The sequence below is a fragment of the Luteimicrobium xylanilyticum genome (assembly GCF_009429125.1).
GTDB classification, from domain to species: Bacteria; Actinomycetota; Actinomycetes; order Actinomycetales; family Cellulomonadaceae; genus Luteimicrobium; species Luteimicrobium xylanilyticum.
Genome location: NZ_CP045529.1, coordinates 1,535,156 through 1,552,437, shown reverse-complemented (window position 1 = coordinate 1,552,437; position 17,282 = coordinate 1,535,156). Strand labels below are relative to the sequence as shown.

At 74.5% G+C, this 17,282-nt stretch carries 13 protein-coding genes; 3 read left to right on the top strand and 10 right to left on the bottom strand.

Going from position 1 to position 17,282, the window contains the following annotated elements; genetic code table 11:
• Positions 1-2: 2 nt before the first annotated feature.
• The 10 genes from ftsY to ileS all read right to left on the bottom strand — a co-directional run bounded on the left by ftsY (position 3) and on the right by ileS (position 13,853).
• Complete coding sequence (gene ftsY, locus KDY119_RS06775) at positions 3-1,202, bottom strand: signal recognition particle-docking protein FtsY (RefSeq protein ID WP_153022099.1); 1,200 nt, start codon at positions 1,200-1,202, stop codon at positions 3-5.
• A 61-nt stretch (positions 1,203-1,263) separates the two neighbouring features.
• Positions 1,264-1,596 (bottom strand): hypothetical protein, encoded by a 333-nt coding sequence (locus KDY119_RS06770; RefSeq protein WP_148284202.1) that lies wholly within the window; start codon positions 1,594-1,596, stop codon positions 1,264-1,266.
• Between the two features lie 120 nt (positions 1,597-1,716).
• Positions 1,717-5,298, bottom strand: coding sequence for a chromosome segregation protein SMC (gene smc / locus KDY119_RS06765; RefSeq protein ID WP_153022098.1), 3,582 nt, complete (start codon positions 5,296-5,298; stop codon positions 1,717-1,719).
• 81 nt (positions 5,299-5,379) lie between these two features.
• Positions 5,380-5,814, bottom strand: a complete 435-nt coding sequence (gene ndk, locus KDY119_RS06760; protein WP_036951589.1) for a nucleoside-diphosphate kinase — start codon at positions 5,812-5,814, stop codon at positions 5,380-5,382.
• 52 nt (positions 5,815-5,866) lie between these two features.
• Positions 5,867-6,406 (bottom strand): DUF4233 domain-containing protein, encoded by a 540-nt coding sequence (locus KDY119_RS06755; RefSeq protein WP_322619641.1) that lies wholly within the window; start codon positions 6,404-6,406, stop codon positions 5,867-5,869.
• Positions 6,407-6,494: 88 nt separating this feature from the next.
• Complete coding sequence (gene dhaM / locus KDY119_RS06750; RefSeq protein WP_036951592.1) at positions 6,495-7,226, bottom strand: dihydroxyacetone kinase phosphoryl donor subunit DhaM; 732 nt, start codon at positions 7,224-7,226, stop codon at positions 6,495-6,497.
• A complete protein-coding gene (dhaL, locus tag KDY119_RS06745) occupies positions 7,223-7,864 on the bottom strand; it encodes a dihydroxyacetone kinase subunit DhaL (RefSeq protein WP_036951594.1) in 642 nt (213 codons plus the stop codon). Before dhaL ends, dhaM begins: the two co-directional genes overlap by 4 nt.
• A gap of 64 nt (positions 7,865-7,928) precedes the next feature.
• Complete coding sequence (gene dhaK / locus KDY119_RS06740; RefSeq protein ID WP_153022097.1) at positions 7,929-8,924, bottom strand: dihydroxyacetone kinase subunit DhaK; 996 nt, start codon at positions 8,922-8,924, stop codon at positions 7,929-7,931.
• 148 nt (positions 8,925-9,072) lie between these two features.
• A complete protein-coding gene (locus KDY119_RS06735) occupies positions 9,073-10,467 on the bottom strand; it encodes a bifunctional folylpolyglutamate synthase/dihydrofolate synthase (RefSeq protein ID WP_036951601.1) in 1,395 nt (464 codons plus the stop codon).
• On the bottom strand, positions 10,464-13,853 hold the full coding sequence (gene ileS / locus KDY119_RS06730; RefSeq protein WP_153022096.1) for an isoleucine--tRNA ligase: 3,390 nt from the start codon (positions 13,851-13,853) through the stop codon (positions 10,464-10,466). Before ileS ends, KDY119_RS06735 begins: the two co-directional genes overlap by 4 nt.
• Positions 13,854-14,208: 355 nt before the next feature.
• Between ileS and KDY119_RS06725 the strand changes: the two genes are divergently transcribed.
• From KDY119_RS06725 to KDY119_RS06715, 3 genes are read left to right on the top strand one after another with little or no spacing between them, the layout of a single operon-like run.
• Positions 14,209-14,514 carry an STAS domain-containing protein gene (locus KDY119_RS06725; RefSeq protein WP_036951610.1) on the top strand — a complete coding sequence of 102 codons (306 nt, stop codon included), beginning with the start codon at positions 14,209-14,211 and terminating at the stop codon, positions 14,512-14,514.
• Between the two features lie 10 nt (positions 14,515-14,524).
• Complete coding sequence (locus KDY119_RS06720; protein ID WP_051136658.1) at positions 14,525-14,959, top strand: ATP-binding protein; 435 nt, start codon at positions 14,525-14,527, stop codon at positions 14,957-14,959.
• The gene (locus KDY119_RS06715; RefSeq protein WP_153022095.1) at positions 14,956-17,241 is read left to right on the top strand and encodes a SpoIIE family protein phosphatase; all 2,286 of its coding nucleotides are present in this window, start codon (positions 14,956-14,958) and stop codon (positions 17,239-17,241) included. The genes KDY119_RS06720 and KDY119_RS06715 overlap by 4 nt, the downstream gene beginning before the upstream one ends.
• The last annotated feature ends 41 nt before the right edge of the window (positions 17,242-17,282 follow it).

Sequence of the window (17,282 nt, the reverse complement as noted above, 5' to 3'; positions counted from 1 at the left end):
GCTCAGTCTCCGAGCAAGCCGTCCACGAACGCCTCGGGGTCGAACGGCGCGAGGTCGTCGGGGCCCTCGCCGAGGCCGACGAGCTTGACGGGCACCCCCAGCTCGCGCTGCACGGCGACCACGATCCCCCCGCGCGCCGTGCCGTCGAGCTTGGTCAGCACGATGCCCGTGACGCCCGCGACCTCGCCGAACACGCGGGCCTGCGTGAGCCCGTTCTGGCCCGTGGTGGCGTCGAGCACGAGCAGCACCTCGGTGAGCGGGGCCTCCTTGGTGATCACGCGCGTGATCTTCCCGAGCTCGTCCATCAGGCCGGCCTTGTTCTGGAGGCGTCCCGCGGTGTCGACGACGACGACGTCCACGCCCTCCGCACGCCCCTGGCGGACCGCGTCGAACGCGACCGCGGCAGGGTCCGCGCCGTCACGGTCGGAGCGCACCGTCGGGACGCCGACGCGTGAGCCCCAGGTCTCGAGCTGGTCCGCGGCGGCCGCACGGAAGGTGTCCGCCGCTCCGAGGACGACGCTGCGGTCCTCCGCGACGAGCACCCGGGCGAGCTTGCCGATGGTCGTGGTCTTGCCGGTGCCGTTGACCCCGACGACGAGCACGACGGCGGGCACCCCGCTCCCGTCGGGCCCGGGGTGCCGCTCGGTCGAGAGCGACCGGTCGAGGGTGGGGTCGACGATCGCGAGGAGCTCGGAGCGCAGGAGCTCGCGCACCGCGGCGGGGTCCTTGACGCCCTCGACGCGGACACGAGTCCGCAGCGCCTCGACGATCTCGCCCGTCGGGCCCGCGCCGACGTCCGCGAGGAGCAGGGTCTCCTCGAGCTCGTCCCAGTCGTCGTCGGTCAGGTGGTCGCGGGACAGGACCGCGAGCAGGCGCGCACCGAGCGGCGAGCCGGAGCGAGCCAGGCGACCTCGGAGCCGGGCGAGCCGGCCGGCGACAGGCTCCGGGCGCTCGAGCTGGGGCGCGACCTCGGCCTCGGCGACGTCGGGCTCGGCGACCGCGCGTCCGACCGCCGGGGCCTCCGGCGCCGTGGCCGTCGACGATGACGGCTCCGGGGACGGTGGCGCCTCGGCGACCGGCGGGGCCGCGGGTGCACCGCCCGCGCGACGTCGGCGCGATGCGCCGACCCGGTTCCCGACGAGGCCCGCCACGACGGCGACGAGCACGACAGCGATGACGATCCACAGCCAGAGGTCCTTCACGCGGACCAGTCTCCCAGGCCGGACGGTCCCGGCCTACCCGACGGGGCGGGTCGGAGAGGGATCAGCCGCGAGTGGCGTGCCGCCAGTCGTGCCAGTCGCGGCTCGTGTCGTCCTGCTCGGCCCACTCGAAGACGTCGTCGAGCTGGGTGTCGACGACGGGCGGGGCCAGGTGCGCGGCGACGTTGGGCGCGCGGTCCGGGTGGCGGCGCGCGAACCGGTCCGCGCGGATGTCCTGCCAGCCGGCCCGGAAGTCGGCGACGAACCCCCGCATGCCGCCTGCGGGCACCTCGGGGTTGTCCCGCCGCTCGACCCGGAGCACGGCGTAGAGCACCGCGACCGCGGCGACGAGAGCGACGACCATCCAGAACCAGAGCTGCACCACGCTCTTAAGCATCGGCGCCTACCCTGGGGCCGCACGCCGGGCACCCTGTGCGTTTCCGAATCGATATCGACCTTCACCCAGGGCACACAACTGCTCCGTATCCGTGACCGCACCGTGATCTCGGCCGGCCGCCTACGCGCCGACGGGCTCCTCGGAGCGCAGGCGCTGCGAGATGACCGTCGTCACGCCGTCGCCGCGCATCGTCACGCCGTACAGGGCGTCGGCGATCTCCATGGTGCGCTTGTGGTGCGTGATCACGATGAGCTGGGAGTCGCGCTGGAGCTCGGCGAAGATCTCGAGGAGCCGCCCGAGGTTGGTGTCGTCGAGCGCGGCCTCGACCTCGTCCATGACGTAGAACGGGCTGGGCCGCGCCTTGAAGATCGACACGAGGAGCGCGACGGCGGTCAGCGACCGCTCGCCGCCCGACAGCAGCGACAGCCGCTTGACCTTCTTGCCGGCGGGGCGCGCCTCGACCTCGATGCCGGTCGCGAGCATGTCCGACGGGTCGGTGAGCACGAGCCGTCCCTCGCCGCCCGGGAACAGCCGCGGGAACACCTGCTCGAACTGGGCGGCGGTGTCCGCGTAGGCCTCGGCGAAGACGCGTTCGACGCGCTCGTCGATCTCCTTGACGATCTCGAGCAGGTCGGCGCGGGACTTCTTCAGGTCGGCGAGCTGCTCGGTCAGGAAGGTGTGGCGCTCCTCGAGGGCCGCGAACTCCTCGAGGGCGAGCGGGTTGACGCGCCCTAGCTGCCCGAGACGGCGTTCGGCGGTGCGCAGGCGCTTCTCCTGCTCGGCCCGGTCGAACGGGACCTCGCGCGGCGGGGCGTCGGGGTCGTCGTCGGGCGCGGGCGCGGCGTCGAGGACGGGGACCGCCCGGTGCGGGCCGAACTCGTCGACGAGCACCTCGGGGTCGACGCCGAGCTCGTCGACGGCGCGCTGCTGGAGCTGCTCGACGCGGAGCTGCTGCTGGGCGCGGGCGACCTCGTCGCGGTGCGCGACGTCGGTGAGCTCCCGGAGCTCGGCGGTGAGCCGCTCGACGTCGGCCCGCGCGGTGACCAGACCCGCCTCCCGTTCGGCGCGGGCCGCCTCGGCCGCCGCGCGCTCGTCGGCGGCCTGCGCCACGGCGCGTTCGACGGCGGCGAGCGCGAGGCCGGCACCGGTGCCGACGGCCTGGGCGCGGGCGGCCTGGACCGCACGAGCCTGCTCCCGTTCGGCGGCGACGCGGCGGGCCTCGCGCTCGGCGGCGGCCGCCCGGGCGAGCGACTGGGCACGCCCCGACAGCGCCCGAGCCCGCTCCTCGCTCGTGCGCAGCGCCAGGCGCGCCTCAGTCTCCTGCTGGCGTGCGGCGGTCGCGGCCTGCGCCCGGGCGTCACGCTCGTCGGTCGCCGCGTCGATCGCGTCCTCGGACTCCTCGGGGGCGAGCTCGGCGGCCTCCAGCCGGGCCGCGAGCGCCGCGAGCGCCTCCTCCTGCTCGACGAGCGACGCCTCCGCGGTCGCAAGCCGCTCGCCCGCGCGCTCCGCCTCGGCGCGCGCCGCACGGGCCGTCGCGCCCAGGTGCCCGAGCTCCTCGGCGACGGCCGCGAGGCGCGCGTCGGACTCGTTGAGGCGCGCGAGGGTCTCGTCGTGGCGAGCACGCGCGGACTCCTCCGCGTCGGCGGCACCGGCCAGCTCGAACCGCGCCCGCTCCCCCGCCGCGACCGCGAGCTCGAGCGCGTGGCGCCCCTCCTCGAGCGCGGCCTGCAGGTGCAGGACGCCCGGCGACGACGCCGACCCGCCCGCGGCGTGCGCGCCCGCGAGCAGGTCGCCGCCCAGCGTCACGACGCGGACCGCGGGGTGCGCCGCGACGAGGGCCCGCCCGTGGGCGAGGTCCGGCACGACGACGACGTCCGCGAGCAGCGCGTCCAGACCCGGCCGCGCCCCTGGTGACGCGGTGACGACCTCGGTGGCCCACCGTGCGCCGTCGGGCAGGGCGACGCCGTCGGGGCGGGAGGGGCCTGCGGCGCCGGGCTCCCCGACGACGAGCGCCGCGCGTCCGGCGTCCTGCTCGCGCAGCCAGCGCAGAGCGTCGACCGCGGCGTCGAGGGACTCGACCGCGACGGCGTCGGCGAGGGGACCGAGGGCGGCCGCGACGGCGTCCTCGAACCCGGGTTCGACGGCGAGGGTGGCGGCGACGGAGCCGAGGGTGCCCGGACGGTCGTCGGCGAGCAGGGCGCCCGCACCGTCCTTGCGGTCGAGGCTCAGCTCGAGCGCCTCGACGCGCGCCGACCACTGCGTCCGGTCACGCTCGGCCTCGGCGGCCTGCTCCTTGAGCCCGGTGACCCGCGCGACCGCGGCCTCGAGGTCCCTGGCCGCCTCCTCGTGCTCGGTGTCGAGGTCGACCTCGCCGGCCTCGTCGCCGACGACCTTCGCCTCGAGCTCCGTGAAGCGCGCACCGGCCTCCGTGCCGCGCCGCTCCGCCTCGGCGACCGCCTCACGGAGCCGCCCCAGCTCGGCCTGCGTGGCCTCGACGCGACTCCGCTGGGCGGCCACCTGGCCGGACAGCCGGGCCAGCCCCTCGCGCCGGTCGGCGGACGCACGCTGCAGCGCCGCGAGCGCGCGCTCGCCGGCCGCCGCAACCTCCTCGGCCTCGGACCGTGCCGCGACGGCGGCCTCGAGCGCCGCCCGCGCGAGCTCGACCTCGGACGTGAGCTCGCGCTCCGCGTCGCGGGCGCGGGCGGCCTGCGCGTCGAGGTCGTCGGGGTCGGTGCCGCGCTGGACGGGCTCCGCGGTGCCGAGCAGCCGGAGCCGCTCGGCCGCAAGGGTCTGCGTGCCCCGCAGCCGCTCGCGCAGCGACGAGAGGCGGTAGTACGTGTCGTTGGCCTCGGTGACGGCCGGGCTCGCCGCGGCGGCCTGCTGCTCGAGCGCGGTCAGCGCCTCGCGCGCGGCGCCGAGGTCCCCCTCGACGCGCGCCTGCTGCTCGCGCAACGCCGTCTCTCCCGCGAGGTCCTGCTCGAGCGACGCGAGCGCCTGGGCGAGGTCGTCGGCGAGGAGCCGGGACCGCGCGTCGCGCACGTCGGCCTGGATGAACTGCGCCTTGCGTGCCACCTCGGCCTGGCGGCCGAGCGGGCCGAGCTGACGCCGCACCTCGGAGGTGAGGTCCGCGAGCCGCGTCAGGTTGCCCTGCATCGCGTCGAGCTTGCGGACCGCCTTCTCCTTGCGCTTGCGGTGCTTGAGGACGCCCGCGGCCTCCTCCACGAACCCGCGGCGCTCCTCGGGCGTGGCTCGCAGCACGGCGTCGAGCTGCCCCTGCCCGACGACGACGTGCATCTCGCGACCGATCCCCGAGTCGGAGAGGAGGTCCTGGATGTCCAGCAGGCGGCACGACGAGCCGTTGATCGCGTACTCGCTGCCCCCGCTGCGGAACAGGGTGCGGCTGATCGTGACCTCGGAGTACTCGATCGGCAGCGCGCCGTCGGCGTTGTCGATGGTGAGCGAGACCTCGGCCCGGCCCAGCGGCGGGCGCCCCGCCGTCCCGGCGAAGATGACGTCCTCCATCTTGCCGCCGCGCAGCGACTTGGCCCCCTGCTCGCCCATCACCCAGGCGAGCGCGTCGACGACGTTCGACTTCCCGGAGCCGTTCGGGCCCACCACGCACGTCACGCCGGGCTCGAACCGCAGCGTCGTCGCCGACGCGAACGACTTGAACCCGCGCAGCGTGAGGGTCTTGAGGTGCACGACGCCGAGCCTAGTTCGGGAGGCGCGGGATTCCGGGGACCTCGACGCCGACCCCACGCCGGGTCGGCTCGTGCGAGCCCGTCACAGGCCGGGGAACCAGAGCCCGATCTCGCGCTCGGCCGACTCGACCGAGTCGGAGCCGTGGACGAGGTTCTGCTGGACCTTGAGGCCCCAGTCGCGGCCCAGGTCGCCGCGGATCGTGCCGGGTGCGGCGGCCGTCGGGTCCGTGGCGCCGGCGAGCGAGCGGAAGCCCGGGATGACGCCCTGGCCCTCGGCGACGACCGCGACCACGGGCCCGGACTTCATGAACTCGACGAGCGGGCCGTAGAACGGCTTGCCCTCGTGCTCGGCGTAGTGCGCGGCGAGCAGGTCGTCGGAGGCGGTGAGCAGCTGGACGGCGGCGAGCGTGTAGCCCTTCGTCTCGATCCGTCGCAGGACCTCCCCCACGAGGCCGCGGCGGACGCCGTCGGGCTTGACGAGGACGAGGGTGCGTTCGGTGCTGTTCGGCGTGCTCATGGGCCACACCCTACCGGCGCGACGACGGCGCCCCGCGCGGCTCCCGGCCTGCTCAGGCCTCCGGGCGGGCGCCCGCCCGACGGCGCCCGCGGGCCTTCGGCTCGACGTTCGGGGCCGTCTCGGGGTGCTCCGCGTCGTACGCCGCACGCTCGGCGTCGACGCGGCCACCGAGCCGCAGCGCGGCCACCCAGAGCACGGCGAAGATGCCGCCCGCGAGGAACATGAACGGCACGGCGAGGCCACCCGCGATGACCGGGAGCTGCACAAGGGTGCCCGCGAGGTACCCGCCGGGGGCCGTCACAAGGCGGGACAGGACGAGGAGGGCCACCGACAGCACGAGGCCGACCGTCCAGATCACGGCGCCGCTCGGCGGGTCGAACAGCGGCCACGCGTTCGGGACCGTCCGCAGGCCGTACGCCACCAGGGTGCAGAAGAACACGACGAACGCCTCGAGCAGCAGCACGGTCTGCGTGAACTGCGGCTTGGCGGCGGCGCGCGGCTTGATCCGGTCGCCCGGCAGCGGCACGTCCTTGGGCAGGGTGCGACGCTGGGGCTCGGGCCGTGCGGGACCGTCGGAGGGGGCGCTGCTCACCCCTCCAGGATACGGGCGGGACGACACGAGGCCGGTGCCCACCCGCGAAGCACCCCCACCCCGGGCGGAGGACTGCCTCGGCGCGGGGTCAGGCCTCGCCGAAGCCGCCCTCGATCGCGCCGGCGACGGCGTCGAGGGCCTCGTGCGCCTGCGGCCCGCTGGCGGTGACCTCGACCTCCTGCCCGCCGGTCGCACCGAGCCCCATGAGCTCGAGCACGCTCGCAGCCTCGACCCCGCCCACCGTCACCTCGGCGTCGAAGCCCGACGCGGTGCGCGCGAGCTCGGCGGCCGGGCGGGCGTGCAGGCCGAGCGGGTTGCGGATCGTCACGGTCCGCCGGAGCACCTCGGACGTACCGGGACCGGGACCGGCCTCCCTGCTCGAGGGCGGTCCGGAGCTCGCCGTCGGGCCGAACGACCGTCCCGCGTCCTCGGCGACGCGCAGGACGGCGTCCGCGTCCTCTCCCCCGTTCGCCGCCACGGCCGACGCCACCGCTCCCTCCACGAACGGCGCCGTCGCCAGGTGGACGCGGGCTGCGTCGTCGGGCTCGAGGAACTCGACCACCGACTCCACGGTGAGGATCGCCGAGCCCAGGTCAGCCAGCACGACGACGCCGTCGGCCGCCGCGAGGGCCCGGCCGATCGCCTCCTGGACGCGGTCGAAGTCGGTGCCCAAGCCACCGTCGGGCAGGCCACCCGCGGTCTCGATGGTCACCGCGGGAGCCATCTGCGCGGCCAGGCGCGCGGTGCCGCGCGCGACCTCGTCGGAGTGCGAGACGAGGACGAGCGCCGTCGCGGTGCGGGCTGTGTCGGGGTCCGTCATGGCGCGGTCTCCGACGCGACGACACCCGCCGCGAGGATGAGCGCCGTCGACGTCGCCCCCGGGTCCTGGTGGCCGATGCTCCGCTCGCCCAGGTAGCTCGCACGGCCCTTGGTCGCGAGCAGCGGGATCGTCCCCTCGGCGCCCTTCTGCGCGGCCTCGGCCGCCGCAGCGAACACGGCGCGCGCGTCCCCGCCCCCGTCGGCCGCCTGCACCGCGGCCTGGACGGCGGGGCTGAGCGCGTCGACCATCGTCTTCTCGCCGACCGTCGCCTTGCCGCGCGCCTGGACACCCTCGAGGGCACCCTCGAGGACGGCCACCACGCCACGGCCGTCGAGCTCGGGCAGGTCGGCCACCTTGGCGGCCCGCAGGAACGCCGTGCCGTACAACGGGCCTGCCGCGCCCCCGACCGTCGACATCAGCGTCGTCGCGACGAGCTTGAGCACGTCGGAGACGTGCGCCGGCGGCTCGGGGAGCGCGTCGAGCTTCGCGACGACCGCGGTGAAGCCGCGATTCATGTTCTCCCCGTGGTCGCCGTCGCCGATCTGCCGGTCGAGCTCGGTCAGCTCCTCCTTGTTCGCCGCGATGCTGCGCGCCGTCTCCCGGACCCAGCGCTGCGCCCATGCCACGTCGGCCGCCATGCCGCCCTCCTCGTTCTCGTCGTCCCCGCTCGCGCGCCCCCGGGTACAGCCTGGCCCGCCGGCGTCACCAACGCAGCGCGGCCGTGTGGACGGGGGCGTCCCAGAGGCCGGTCAGCTCGTCGTCCAGCCGCAGGACGGTCACCGACGCACCCTGCATCTCGAGCGAGGTCACGTAGTTGCCGACCAACGACCGGGCGACGACGACGCCCCGTGCCTCGAGCAGCTTGCGCGCCTGACGATAGACGACGTACAGCTCCGACGACGGCGTCCCGCCCATGCCGTTGACGAACAGGAGCACGTTCTCGCCCGAGGCGAGGTGCAGATCCTCGGCGACGGGGTCGAGGAGGCGTTGCGTGATCGCGTCGGCGGGCTCGAGCTTGATGCGGTGCCGACCCGGCTCGCCGTGGATCCCGATGCCGATCTCGACCTCGTCGTCGGGCAGGTCGAAGCTCGGCTTGCCGCTCGCCGGGACCGTGCAGGCGGTCAGGGCGACCCCCATCGACCGCACGTTCGCGTTGACGCGGGTCGCCACGGCGGCCACCCCCGCGAGGTCGTCGCCCCGGTCCGCCGCGGCGCCGGCGATCTTCTCGACGCACACCGTGCCCGCGACCCCGCGCCGGCCCGCCGTGTACAGGGAGTCCTCGACGGCGACGTCGTCGTTGGTGATGACGGTCGCGACCTCGACGTCCTCCGCCTCGGCCAGCTCGACCGCGGTCTCGAAGTTCAGGACGTCGCCCGTGTAGTTCTTCACGATCGCGAGGACGCCCGCTCCCCCGTTCGCCGCGACGAGCGCGGGGGCGATCTGGTCCGGCGTCGGCGAGGCGAACACCGCGCCCGGCACGGCGGCGTCGAGCATGCCCTGCCCGACGAACCCGGCGTGCAGCGGCTCGTGTCCCGACCCGCCGCCCGAGACCAGCCCGACCTTGCCCTCGACCGCGCCGCCGACGCGGCTCACGTAGATCGGGTCGTAGTGCGCCTCGACGATGTCGGAGTGCGCCGCGACGAAGCCCTCGACGGACTCGACGACGGCGTCAGCAGGATCGTTCAGCAGCTTCTTCACTGTGCTCGCCCTCCGTGGCAGTGGTCCAGCGCCCCGGAGGCTCCCAGGGCGACCTCGCCGGCGCGCCGCCCCCGCCGTGCCCGCCGTCTGCCTCCATCAAACACCGGAGCGCGCGTTCGCGCGCGACGCCTGGGAGAACGTGCAGCCGTCAGCCGCGGCCCAGGAGGATGCGGGCGTCCGCGGCCATGATCACCGAGCCCGTGACGAGGACGCCCGTGCCCGTGCCGACCCCTGTCTCGTCGCCCGCCTCGGCGAGGTCGACGGCGACCTGGAGCGCCTCGGCGAGCGTCTCGGTGACGTGCACGCGGTCCTCGCCGAACACGTCGTTCGCGATCTCCGCCAGCTCGTCGGGCGGCGTCGAGCGCGGCGACGACGACTGCGTGACCACGATCTCCGCGAGCACCGGCTCGAGCGCCGCGAGGACGCCCTCGGCGTCCTTGTCGCCCAGGATCCCGACGACGCCCACGAGCCGCGTGAACGCGAACGCCTCGTCGAGCGCCGCGACGAGGGCGTCGACACCGGCCGGGTTGTGCGCCGCGTCGACCACGACCGTCGGCGACGACCGCACGACCTCGAGGCGCCCCGGGGACGTCGCGTCCCCGAAGGCGGCCTCGACGACCGCGCCGTCGAGCGCACGACCGCCCGTGAGCAGCGCCTCGCCCGCCGCGAGCGCCAGCAGCGCGTTGTGCGCCTGGTGCTCGCCGAACAGCGGCAGGTACACGTCCTGGTAGACGGCGCCCGCGGTGCGCAGGGTGAGCAGCTGCCCCCCGACGGCGACGGTCCGCTCGACGACGGCGAGCTCCTCGCCCTCGCGGAGCAGGCGGGCGTGACGCGCCTGCGCCACGGCGGCGATCTCCTCCGCGGCTTCCTCGACCTGCGTCGCGACAACCGCGGTGGCCCCGTCCTTGATGATGCCCGCCTTGGTGCGGGCGATCTCCTCGATCGTGTCGCCGAGCCACGCCTGGTGGTCGAGCGCGACGGGCGCGATGACCGCGACCTCCGCGTCGAGCACGTTCGTCGAGTCCCACTCGCCGCCCATGCCCACCTCGACGACGGCCACGTCGACCGGCGCGTCCGCGAACGCCGCGTACGCGAGCACGACGAGCACCTCGAAGAACGACAACCGCGCGCGCCCCTCGCCCACGAGCTCGGCATCGACGATCTGGACGTACGGGAAGACGTCGTTCCAGGTGTCGACGAAGCGCTGCGCGCTGATGGGCTCCCCGTCGATCTGGATGCGCTCGGTCACGCTCGTCAGGTGCGGGCTGGTGAACAGCCCGGTCCGCAGGCCGTGCTCGCGCACGAGCCGTTCGGCCATGCGCGCCGTGCTCGTCTTGCCGTTCGTGCCGGTCACGTGGACGGCCCGGAACGCACGCTGCGGGTCGCCGAGGATCTCCATGACGCGCTGGACCCGGTCGAGGGACGGGTTGATCTCGTGCTCGGGCGCCCGCGCGACGATGTGCGCCCAGATCCGGTCGAGGTCGGCCCGGGCGGCCGCACCGTCGACGGCGTCGGCCGCGTCGCCGCCCTTGCGCCTGCTCACGCCCGCACCGCCCGGCTCACGACGACGACCGGGGTCCGGTCCTGTGCGGCGTCCGGCAGCGACGTGAGGTCGAGGCTCGTCGCGAGCGTCTCGGACGCGAGGAACTCGCCGAGCTTCTCGACGTCGACCAGGCGCTCGGCGGGGACCTCGACGCGCAGGTCGATGCGGTCCGCGACGTCGAGCCCGGCCGCCTTGCGGGCGTCCTGCACGGCACGCACGAGGTCGCGGACGTAGCCCTCGGCGCGCAGGGCGTCGTCGAGCACGAGGTCGAGGACGACGAACCCGCCACCCGGCAGCACCGCGGCGCCCACGCTGTCCTCGCCCGCGGCGCCACCGTCCTCGCCACCCCCGACGACCGTGCTGAGCTCGTACTCGGCCGGCTCGAGCGGCACCTCGCCGTCGGGCGTGCGGACGACGACGCGTGCGTCGTCCGACGAGTCGGCGACGTACCAGTCCCCCGCCTTCGCGGCCTTGATGACGGCCTGGACGCCGCGGCCGAGACGCGGGCCGGCGGCGCGCGCGTTGACCGCGAGCCGCTGGCTGATCCCGAAGCGGGCCGCAGGCGCGCCGGACCCGGTGTCCGACGTCCCGCCGAGCTCGACGGCCTTGACGTTGAGCTCGGTCGCGAGCAGGTCGGTGTACGGGGCGAGCGCCTCGGGGTCGGCGACGACGACGGTCAGCGTCGCGAGGGGCTGACGCACGCGCATCTGGTGCGCCTTGCGCACACCGTGCGCGGCGGAGACGACGGCACGGACCTCGTCCATCGACGTGACGAGCGCGTCGGTGGCCTCGTCACCGACGCCCGCGAGCGCCGGCTCCTCCACGGTCGGCCAGTCGGTGAGGTGCACCGAGCGCCCGCCCGTGAGCCCGCGCCACACCTCCTCCGTGACGAGCGGCGCGAGCGGCGCCATGACGCGGGTCAGCAGCTCGAGCGACGTGTACAGGGTGTCGAACGCGGCGGGGTCCTCGGCCCAGAACCGGTCCCGCTGGGTGCGCACGTACCAGTTGGTGAGCACGTCGAGGTGCTCGCGCACCGCCTCGCACGCGCCTGCGACGTCGTACGCGTCGAGGAGCGCGGTGGTGCGAGCCACGAGCGACCTGGTCCGCGCGAGGACGTACCGGTCGAGCGCACCCAGCCCCGCGGACGAGCTGCCGCCGTCGGCCCCGACCGTCTTCGCGACGTACCCGTCCCCGCCGTTCGCGGCCCCGGCGTACAGCGTGAAGAAGTAGTACGTGCTCCACAGCGGCAGCAGGACCTGGCGGACGGCGTCGCGGATGTTCTCCTCGGCGACGACGAGGTTCCCCCCGCGCAGCACGGGGCTGCTCATGAGGGACCAGCGGACGGCGTCGGACCCGTACGCGTCGAACATCTCCATCGGGTCGGGGAAGTTGCGCAGCGACTTGCTGGCCTTGCGACCGTCGTCGCCGAGGATGATGCCGTGCGAGACGCACGAGCGGAACGCGGGCCGGTCGAACAGCGCCGTCGACAGGACGTGGAGCAGGTAGAACCAGCCGCGCGTCTGCCCGACGTACTCGACGATGAAGTCCCCCGGGAAGTGGTGCTCGAACCAGTCGGTGTTCTCGAACGGGTAGTGCACCTGGGCGAACGGCATCGAGCCCGAGTCGAACCACACGTCGAACACGTCGGGGATGCGGCGCATCGTCGAGCGGCCGGTGGGATCGTCCGGGTTGGGGCGGGTGAGCTCGTCGATGAAGGGGCGGTGCAGGTCGGGCTCGCCCGCCCCGTTCGTGGGCAGGCGCCCGAAGTCGCGCTCGAGCTCGGCGAGCGACCCGTACACGTCGGTGCGCGGGTAGGCCGGGTCGTCGCTCTGCCAGACCGGGATGGGTGAGCCCCAGTAGCGGTTGCGGCTGATCGACCAGTCGCGCGCCCCCTCGAGCCACTTGCCGAACTGCCCGTCCTTGATGTGCTCGGGCGTCCAGGAGATCTCCTGGTTGAGCTCGACCATGCGGTCGCGGAACTGGCTCACGCGCACGAACCAGCTCGAGACGGCCTTGTAGATCAGGGGGTTTCGGCAGCGCCAGCAGTGCGGGTAGGAGTGCTGGTAGGTCTCGTGGCGCACGAGCACGGGACGCTCGTCGGCGGCGCGACGGCCGACCGGGCCGGCGACGCGCTTGAGGTCCGCGATGATCATGGGGTTCGCGTCGAAGACCTGCTCGCCCGCGTAGTCGCTCACCTGGGTCGTGAAGCGCCCGCGCGAGTCGACGGGGACGACGGGCCGGATCCCCGCCGCGTCGCACGCCGCCATGTCGTCCTCGCCGAACGCGGGCGCGAGGTGCACGACGCCGGTGCCGTCCTCGGTCGTGACGAAGTCCGCGACGAGCACCTGGTGGGCGTTGTCGTGCCCGACGAAGTAGTCGAACGGCGGGTGGTACGCCGCGCCCGCGAGGTCCGCGCCGCGCACGGTCGCGAGGACCGCCGGCTCCTCACCGAGCTCGCGCGCGAACGCCCCGAGCCGCGGCTGAGCCAGCAGCACGCGCTCCCCCGGGTGCTCGCTCGCGAACGGTGACCCGTCCTCGGGCTGCACGACGACGTAGTCGACGTCCGGCCCGACGGCGACCGCCAGGTTGGAGGGCAGCGTCCAGGGGGTGGTGGTCCAGATCAGCACGAGGGCGCCGTCGACGGCCGCGCGGACGTCGGGCGTCAGCGCGGCCGCGGGCGAGCCCTCGCGCGCACCCGCCAGGCGCAGGCCGACCGTCACGGCCGGGTCCTGGCGCGACTGGTACACGTCGGAGTCCATGCCCAGCTCGTGGTTGGACAGCGGGGTCTCGTCGCGCCAGCAGTACGGCAGCACGCGGTAGCCCTGGTAGGCGAGGCCCTTGTCGTAGAGCTGCTTGAACGCCCACAGCACCGACTCCATGAACGTGACGTCGAGCGTCTTGTAGTCGTGCTCGAAGTCCACCCAGCGGGCCTGCCGCTCGACGTACTCCTCCCACTCCTTCGTGTACTTCAGCACGGACGTGCGGCACGCCTCGTTGAACGCGGCGACGCCCATCTCGTCGATCTGCGACTTGTCCGTGATCCCGAGGATCCGCTCCGCCTCGAGCTCCGCGGGCAGGCCGTGGGTGTCCCAGCCGAAGCGCCGCTCCACCCGGCGGCCCTTCATCGTCTGGTAGCGCGGCACGACGTCCTTGACGTAGCCCGTGAGCAGGTGGCCGTAGTGCGGCAGGCCGTTCGCGAACGGCGGTCCGTCGTAGAACACGAACTCGTTGCTGCCCTCGTCGCCCGCCGGCCGCTGGTCGATCGACGCCTGGAACGTGCCGTCCGACTTCCAGAAGGCGAGGGTGCCCCGCTCGACGTCGGGCAGGTTCGGGGACGCCGGGACGCGCGCGTCGTCACCGGAACGGTGCTGGGGGTAGTGGGCCATGGGGTTCGGCTCCTGGACGATCGAAGGGCGGCAAGCCTGGGTGGACCTGGGTCGTGCTCGTGCGAGGACGACCCGACGACCGGTGACCCGGCGCGGCGGACCGCGGTACCACCCCGCTTGTCGCCGGCGCTCCGACGACCGCTCCTTCAAGGCTGTGACGGGCCCTCCCGTCCGGTTCTACTGGGCCGCGCCGCGCGGGGCGGGCCGTTCTTCCGGAGGCTCGCCGGTGATGGCCGGGTCGACGCCTGTCCCACCATCCTAGCCGCTCGACGACGGCGAGGGCCGCTAGAGTTGCGGCGCGACGAGGACTCGAGAACCGTGGTCCACGTGTCGCACACACCGAGGAGCAACACCCATGCCGCAGCCCACCACCGGTGGCATCCGCATCGAGCGCGACGGCGCCCACTGGGTCATGTGGGGGGAGGTCGACGCGGCGGTCGCGGAGGCGACGGACCCCGCGGTGGCCACCGCGCTCAGCAGGCACACGACGGTGTCGCTCGACCTGTCGGACGTCACGTTCATGGACTCGGGGGGCCTGCGGCTCCTCTACCTCGCGGCCGCGTCGTGCGAGGAGCGCCCGCGGATCGTCGGCGCACGGGAGAACGTCCGCGACCTCTTGGAGCTCGCGAACGTCACCGAGCTGTTCGTGCTCGACGCCTGAGGCAGGCACGGTGACGATCGCGACCCGGACGGCGCCCGCGCCGTTCCGGGAGATCGGCGCCTGGGAGCTGGACACCCTGGCGGACCTCGCGCGTGCCCGGGCGGGCCTGCGCGAGCAGCTCGAGGAGGGCGTCCTGGCCGGCCGGCCGGCCGTCGACGTCGAGCGCCTGGTGATCGCCGCGAGCGAGCTGGCGACCAACGCGCTCCGACATGGTCGCAAGCCCGCACGGCTGCGCCTCCTCGCCGACGCCTCCGGGTACCTGGTGGACGCGGTCGACCATGCGGCGGACTCTCCGCCCAGCGTGGCTGTCGGGCGCGACCCCGGGCAGGGCGGCTTCGGGCTCGTGCTCGTCCAGCGCCTCGCGCAGGACGTCGGGTCGTACGTGACCGGACAGGACAAGCACGTGTGGGCCCGGTTCGACGCCTCCGAGCGGCAGGCCTCGTGACCTCTCCGACGGACGCCGAGCCGGGACCCTTCCTGGCTCCCGGCGAACCGGTCGACCTGGACAACTGCGAGCGCGAACCGATCCACATCCCCGGGCTGATCCAGCCTCGGGGCGCGCTGGTCGTGGTCGACGAGACCGACGGCGCGGTGCTCCAGGCCTCCGCCAACCTGCGGGACCTCACCGGCACCGGCCACGAGGAAGCCCTCGGCCGGCCGCTGCGCCACGTGCTCGGCGACGACGGAGACGCCCTGCTCGAGCACGCACGCGGCCGCGGCGACCTCGCGTCCCACAACCCCGTGCAGGTCGGCACGCCGCACGCGCCTGGACGCCGGCTCGACGCCGTCCTCCACCGGCCGCCGCTGCCCGACGGCAGCGGCGGCGTCCTCGTCGTCGAGCTCGAGCCCGGCGACGCGGACCGGACGCTCGGGTTCTCCGACAGCTACCGACGCGTGCGCGGGGCTCTCGCGGACCTCGAGCGGGCCGCGACCCTCGACGCCCTGTTCGAGGCGACCGCACGCCACGTGCGGGCCCTGACCGGCTTCGACCGCGTGATGATCTACCGCTTCGACCGGGACTACAACGGCGAGGTGGTCGCCGAGGCCAGGACACCGGCGCTCAACGCGTTCCTCGGCCTGCACTACCCGGCGTCCGACATCCCCGCCCAGGCGAGGGCGCTGTACGAGAAGAACTGGATCCGGCTCATCGCGGACGTGGGCTACGAGGCCGTGCCGGTCGTGCCCACCGACCTGCCGACGACCGGTCAGCCGCTGGACCTCACCTACTCGACCCTGCGCAGCGTCTCACCGATCCACCTCGAGTACCTCGGCAACATGGGGGTCCGCGCCTCCATGTCGATCTCGCTCCTGCGGGACGGGAGGCTGTGGGGCCTGATCGCCTGCCACCACTACGCAGGACCGCACGAGCCGTCCTACGAGGTCCGCAGCGCCGCGGAGTTCCTCGGCTCGACGCTGTCGGTGCGGCTCGTCGCGCAGGCCGAGGAGGAGCGTGCCGCCGCGACCACGAGGTCGGCAGCGCTCCTCGCCGACCTGGTCGCCACCAGCACCGACGAGGACGCTCCCCTCGCGACGCTGCTCACGCAGGACGACCGGCTGGTCGACGCGCTCGGCGCGGACGGCGCCGTCGTCGCGGCGGAGGGCCGGGTGACGGGCCGCGGGGAGGCTCCCGACGCCGACGGCGCGGCGCCCCTGCTCGCGTGGGTCGCCCGCAACGGCGGCGAGGTGGTCGCCACCGACTCGCTCGCTCGCGACGCCCCCGACGTCGCGGCGGCGCTCCCCGGCGTGGCGGGGGTCCTCGCCGTCGCGCTCCCCGACGGGCAGGCGGTGATGTGGCTGCGCGGCGAGGTCCAGCGGACCGTCGACTGGGGCGGAGACCCGCACAACAAGGCGATCGCACGACGTGAGGGCGCGGAGGTCCGTCTGAGCCCCCGCAAGTCGTTCGAGCGGTGGCGGGAGATCGTCGGCGGGCGCAGCGCCGCCTGGTCGACGTCCGAGCTGGAGTCGGCCCGGGCACTGCGCCGGCACCTCGTCGAGGTGCTCTACCGCCGCGGACGACGCGAGGTCCGCGCGACGGAGTCGCTCCAGCGCAGCCTCCTTCCCGACGTGCTGCCGCAGCCGGCCGGCTGGGCCCTCGACGCCCGCTACGACGCCGCCGGCACCGGTCTGGTCGGCGGCGACTGGTACGACGCCCTCGGCCTGCCGGACGGTCGCCTCGGACTCGTCGTCGGCGACGTCACCGGTCACGGGCTCCATGCCGCGGCCGCGATGGGACAGCTGCGCAGCGGCCTCCGGACGGCGCTGATCACGGCGACCTCGCTCCGGGGCGCCCTCGAAGACCTCGTCTCTCTCGCCCGATGGACGATGCCGCACCAGGTCGCGACGCTCGCGGTCGTCCTGCTCCGTCCCGACGACGGCACGTTCGAGTACGCCTCGTTGGGTCACCTGCCGGGGCTCGTCGCGGACGCGGAGCGGCGGCCGCAGTGGCTGGGGCAGCTCGGGACGCGTCCGCTGGGCGTCGGGTCCTCGGCTGTCGCCGTCGGCACCGGCGAGGTGCCACCGGGCGGCCTCCTCGCGCTGTTCACCGACGGGCTCGTCGAGCGCCGCACCGAGTCGGTCCGCGAGGGCATGTCCCGGCTCGCTCGGGCGGTGTCGGAGCGCAGCGCCGCCACGATCGACGAGCTCGTCACGCAGGTCCGTGACCCTCAGTCCACCGACGACGCGACGTTGCTCGTCGTGCGGCGGATCGGCGCCGACCGCACGTCCTGACCCTCGCCGTCGTGCCCCCGGTCACCTTCCGGACCGGACTG

Bases quoted from the DNA above. Each gene is read 5' to 3' on its own strand.
- dhaM (WP_036951592.1), bottom strand. From the start codon at position 7,226: ATGACGGACCCCGACACAGCCCGCACCGCGACGGCGCTCGTCCTCGTC.
- ileS (WP_153022096.1), bottom strand. From the start codon at position 13,853: ATGGCCCACTACCCCCAGCACCGTTCCGGTGACGACGCGCGCGTCCCG.
- KDY119_RS06725 (WP_036951610.1), top strand. From the start codon at position 14,209: ATGCCGCAGCCCACCACCGGTGGCATCCGCATCGAGCGCGACGGCGCC.
- KDY119_RS06770 (WP_148284202.1), bottom strand. From the start codon at position 1,596: ATGCTTAAGAGCGTGGTGCAGCTCTGGTTCTGGATGGTCGTCGCTCTC.
- dhaL (WP_036951594.1), bottom strand. From the start codon at position 7,864: ATGGCGGCCGACGTGGCATGGGCGCAGCGCTGGGTCCGGGAGACGGCG.
- ndk (WP_036951589.1), bottom strand. From the start codon at position 5,814: ATGAGCACGCCGAACAGCACCGAACGCACCCTCGTCCTCGTCAAGCCC.